This window comes from Pseudomonas sp. (genome assembly GCF_026224925.1).
GTDB lineage: Bacteria > Pseudomonadota > Gammaproteobacteria > Pseudomonadales > Pseudomonadaceae > Aquipseudomonas.
Window position 1 is genome coordinate 1 of record NZ_JAMFRV010000501.1, and the last position, 4448, is coordinate 4448.

General features: G+C 56.5%; 4 protein-coding genes and 1 tRNA gene. 4 read left to right on the forward strand and 1 reads right to left on the reverse strand.

All coding sequences use genetic code 11. The features are described 5' to 3' along the window. Together M0974_RS21370 and M0974_RS21375 are read left to right on the forward strand one after the other, a co-directional pair. The coding region (locus M0974_RS21370) for a type I secretion C-terminal target domain-containing protein (protein ID WP_297841353.1) at window positions 1–396 on the forward strand (396 nt) is incomplete at its 5' end. 184 nt (window positions 397–580) lie between these two features. Next, complete coding sequence (locus M0974_RS21375; protein ID WP_297841356.1) at window positions 581–919, forward strand: tryptophan synthase subunit beta; 339 nt, start codon at window positions 581–583, stop codon at window positions 917–919. 249 nt (window positions 920–1168) lie between these two features. Here the strand turns inward: M0974_RS21375 and M0974_RS21380 are convergent. Continuing rightward, window positions 1169–1245: transfer RNA gene (locus M0974_RS21380), tRNA-Arg, on the reverse strand. Between the two features lie 351 nt (window positions 1246–1596). On the opposite strand from M0974_RS21380, the gene gabD reads away from it, so the two are divergent. Together gabD and gabT are read left to right on the forward strand one after the other, a co-directional pair. Continuing rightward, window positions 1597–3039 (forward strand): NADP-dependent succinate-semialdehyde dehydrogenase, encoded by a 1443-nt coding sequence (gene gabD, locus M0974_RS21385; RefSeq protein ID WP_297841359.1) that lies wholly within the window; start codon window positions 1597–1599, stop codon window positions 3037–3039. 138 nt (window positions 3040–3177) lie between these two features. Then, a partial coding sequence (gene gabT / locus M0974_RS21390; RefSeq protein ID WP_297841362.1) for a 4-aminobutyrate--2-oxoglutarate transaminase occupies window positions 3178–4448 on the forward strand: 1271 nt, incomplete at its 3' end.

Sequence of the window (4448 nt, forward strand, 5' to 3'; positions counted from 1 at the left end):
GGTGGTAACGACACCCTGCAGGGCGGCGCGGGGAATGACATCCTGCTCCCAGGTTCAGGTATCAACACGATGTGGGGCAACAGCGGTGCAGACACCTTCATGTGGCTCAAAGGCGATACCGGCACCAACACGATCAAGGACTTCAGCACCACTGAGGGCGACAAACTCGACATCAGTGACCTGCTGCAGACGGCCACTGTCGACACCATCGGCAAGTACCTGACCGCGACGACGGACGCCACTGGCACCACCCTGAGCATCAACAGCTCAGGCAAGATCGCGACCACCGCCGCAGATGTGACTATTCACGTCGACAACGTCAGCTGGTCCAACGACACCATCAAGTCGCTGGTTGCCGGTACCGATCCGACCATCAAGGTCGAGCACCACTCCTAAACCCGGTATCGGCCCTCGTTCGCGAGGGTCGGCACCGATAGCTTTATCTGCGGGTCGATTCCCGCGGCGACTGCCATGCGCGGTTGCTGCGGGAGTCGGCTCTCTGGGTTGCAACGGTCGCAGCACCTTTGCGGTCCGCTCTGAACCACCTATGCTGGTCAGCAGTATCTATTCGAGGTGAGCCATGTTTTACATTCAGCGCGATGTATACGGACAGTTATTGCGCGTGGAAGCGGCAGCTTATGCCGAGGCCACCGGCACCTTGCCTGCGGATAACCACGAGATCCAGACTTGGTTCGCCAACGAAGCGATCGAAACCAGCCTCAAGGCCCTCAAGCAATCCGACTTCGACATGATCCGGGTACTTGATGACTTGATCCAGGTGCTGACCAGCAAGGGCGTGATTCGGGTCACCGACTTGCCGATCGCCGCACAGGCCAAGCTTACCGACCGGACCCAGGCCCGGGAGGCGCTGGGTGGTTTGAGCCATCTGATCAACGATGAAGAAACCGGTCTGATCTGACGGAGGTCAGCGGCACACAAAGCGCCGCGCGGGGGGTTGCCATAGTTTGGCAATCAGCCTGCGCGGCGTTTTTTGTTGGCGTTTGCTGCCGGCTTGGAAAGCTTGTCGCCTGCACTATCAGCGTTGGTCGTGCAGTCTATAGTGACAGTTCTTGTGTAAGAGGCTTAGCGTTGAGCGAAACCTGAACTTAAGAAACAAGAAACAAAAAAGCCCCAAGCATTCTGCTTGAGGCTTTGTTGTAATCACATTTGGTGCACCAGGCGGGATTCGAACCCACGACCACTGCCTTCGGAGGGCAGTACTCTATCCAGCTGAGCTACTGGTGCAATGCGGGCGCCATGATACTCATCTGGCTGCCGGGCGTCCATGCCGGCGAGCACTGTTGTTGATTTCGCACGTTACCGAATGTGAACGCCACGCTTATCCGAAATTAATCGCCATTTTCCCGTTTTCGTTCTTTTTTTCGAACAGGCTATTGTCCTTTACCCCAGCAGACCCTAGGATTCGTTTGAGATTTCAAACGCTTTCGGCTGGATGCTGAAGCGCACGGTCTACAGTTAGTGCGCGATGAGTACTGAGTATGGTGAATGATTTCCTGACGGCAGCCTTTATATAGGCGCCTTTGAACAATCAAAAAATTCGCTCCGCGCTTGCGCGGTGCTGTTTAGGAGGCCGACATGCAGCTTAAAGACACCCAATTGTTTCGCCAGCAAGCCTTTATCGATGGCGTTTGGCTGGACTCTGACAATGGTCAGACGATCAAAGTGAACAACCCGGCCACCAATGAGATTCTTGGGACTGTGCCGAAGATGGGCGCTGCTGAAACCCGTCGCGCGATTGAGGCAGCTAACAAGGCGCTGCCGGCCTGGCGTGCACTGACCGCCAAAGAGCGTTCGAACAAACTGCGTCGCTGGTTTGAATTGATGATTGAAAATCAGGACGACTTGGCTCGCCTGATGACCCTTGAACAGGGTAAGCCGCTGGCCGAAGCCAAAGGCGAAATCGTTTATGCAGCCTCCTTTATTGAATGGTTCGCGGAAGAAGCCAAGCGCGTCTACGGCGACGTAATCCCGGGCCACCAGCCAGACAAGCGTTTGATCGTGATCAAGCAGCCGATCGGCGTGACCGCTGCAATTACTCCGTGGAACTTCCCGGCGGCAATGATCACTCGTAAAGCGGGCCCGGCCTTGGCTGCCGGTTGCACCATGGTCCTGAAGCCCGCTTCGCAAACTCCTTTTTCTGCGTTGGCCTTGGCTGAGCTGGCACACCGTGCCGGCATCCCCAAAGGTGTGTTCAGCGTGGTGACCGGCAGCGCTGGTGACATCGGCGGCGAACTGACCAGCAACCCGATCGTGCGTAAGTTGTCATTCACAGGCTCTACCGAAGTCGGTCGCCAGTTGATGGCTGAATGCGCCAAGGACATCAAGAAAGTGTCCTTGGAGTTAGGCGGCAACGCGCCGTTCATTGTGTTCGACGACGCCGACCTGGATAAAGCCGTTGAAGGCGCAATCATTTCCAAGTACCGCAACAACGGTCAAACCTGCGTTTGTGCCAACCGTTTGTACATTCAGGACTCGGTATACGACGCGTTCGCTGAAAAGCTGAAAGTGGCGGTGGGCAAGTTGAAGATCGGTAACGGTCTGGAAGACGGCACCACGACTGGCCCGCTGATCGACGAAAAAGCTGTGGCCAAGGTCAAGGAACACATCGCCGATGCCATCAGCAAAGGCGCGACCCTATTGACCGGCGGCAAGAGCATGGAAGGCAACTTCTTCGAGCCGACGATTTTGGTCAACGTCTCGAAGGATGCTGCAGTCTCTAAAGAAGAAACCTTCGGTCCACTCGCGCCACTGTTTCGCTTCAAAGACGAAGCTGAAGTGATCGCGATGGCCAATGACACGGAATTCGGTCTGGCGTCGTACTTTTACGCTCGCGACCTGAGCCGCGTGTTCCGTGTTTCCGAAGCGCTGGAATACGGCATGGTGGGCGTCAACACCGGCCTGATCTCCAACGAAGTCGCGCCGTTTGGCGGGATCAAGGCGTCGGGCCTGGGCCGTGAAGGCTCCAAGTACGGCATCGAAGACTATCTGGAAATCAAATACCTGTGCCTGGGCATCTAATTCTGTCAGCACAGTAGCTTCACGTACGTCACTGGTAATCGGGAAGGTGCAGCAGTCGATCATCGAATGCTGCTGCACTTTCAGCCGGCTACTTAATCCTTGAATCACGCCGCCCGATGAGCGGTGAATGAGGAAATCATGTCCCAAACTAACGAATCCTTGATGCAACGCCGCAATGCTGCTGTTCCACGCGGCGTTGGTCAGATCCACCCGATTTTTGCTGCTTCGGCGAAAAACGCCACCGTCACCGACGTAGAAGGACGCGAGTTCATCGACTTTGCTGGTGGTATCGCGGTACTGAATACCGGTCACCTGCACCCGAAAGTCATCGCGGCCGTACAGGAACAACTGACCAAGCTGACTCACACCTGTTTCCAGGTGCTGGCTTACGAGCCGTACGTCGAGCTGTGCGAAAAAATCAACGCTCGCGTACCCGGTGATTTCGAAAAGAAAACCCTGCTGGTTACCACAGGCTCTGAAGCCGTAGAGAACGCCATCAAAATCGCCCGCGCCGCCACTGGCCGTGCGGGTGTGATCGCGTTCACGGGTGCATACCATGGCCGCACCATGATGACCTTGGGTCTGACCGGTAAAGTTGTGCCGTACTCGGCAGGTATGGGCTTGATGCCAGGCGGCATTTTCCGCGCGCTGTTCCCGTGCGCGCTGCATGGCGTGAGCGTTGACGACTCTATCGCCAGCATCGAGCGCATTTTCAAGAACGACGCCGAGCCACGTGACATCGCTGCGATCATCATTGAGCCGGTTCAGGGCGAAGGTGGTTTCTATGTCGCACCTAAAGAATTCATGATTCGCCTGCGTGCCTTGTGCGACAAGCACGGCATCTTGCTGATCGCTGACGAAGTACAAACCGGCGCTGGGCGTACCGGTACGTTCTTCGCCATGGAACAAATGGGCGTTACTGCCGACCTGACTACGTTTGCCAAATCCATCGCTGGCGGTTTCCCGTTGGCAGGCGTTTGCGGCAAAACTGAATACATGGACGCCATTGCACCGGGCGGTCTGGGCGGCACTTATGCCGGTAGCCCGGTTGCCTGCGCTGCGGCGTTGGCGGTGATGGAAGTGTTCGAAGAAGAACACTTGCTGGACCGTTGCAAAGCAGTTGGCGAGCACTTGGTAACGGGCCTGAAAGCAATTCAAGCCAAGCACCCTGTGATCGGCGAAGTGCGTGCCTTGGGCGCCATGATTGCCGTGGAGCTGTTCGAAGGCGGTGATTCGCATAAGCCAAACGCGGCGGCCGTTGCTCAGGTCGTGGCTAAAGCGCGGGACAAGGGTTTGATCCTGCTGTCCTGCGGCACTTACGGTAACGTGTTGCGCGTTCTGGTGCCGCTGACTGCAGACGATGAGTTGCTAGACAAAGGTCTGGCCATCATCGAAGAGTGCTTCTCCGA

What these genes read in the sequence shown, in the direction of transcription:
- gabD (WP_297841359.1), top strand. Translation starts at nt 1,597, where the DNA reads ATGCAGCTTAAAGACACCCAATTGTTTCGCCAGCAAGCCTTTATCGAT.
- M0974_RS21375 (WP_297841356.1), top strand. Translation starts at nt 581, where the DNA reads ATGTTTTACATTCAGCGCGATGTATACGGACAGTTATTGCGCGTGGAA.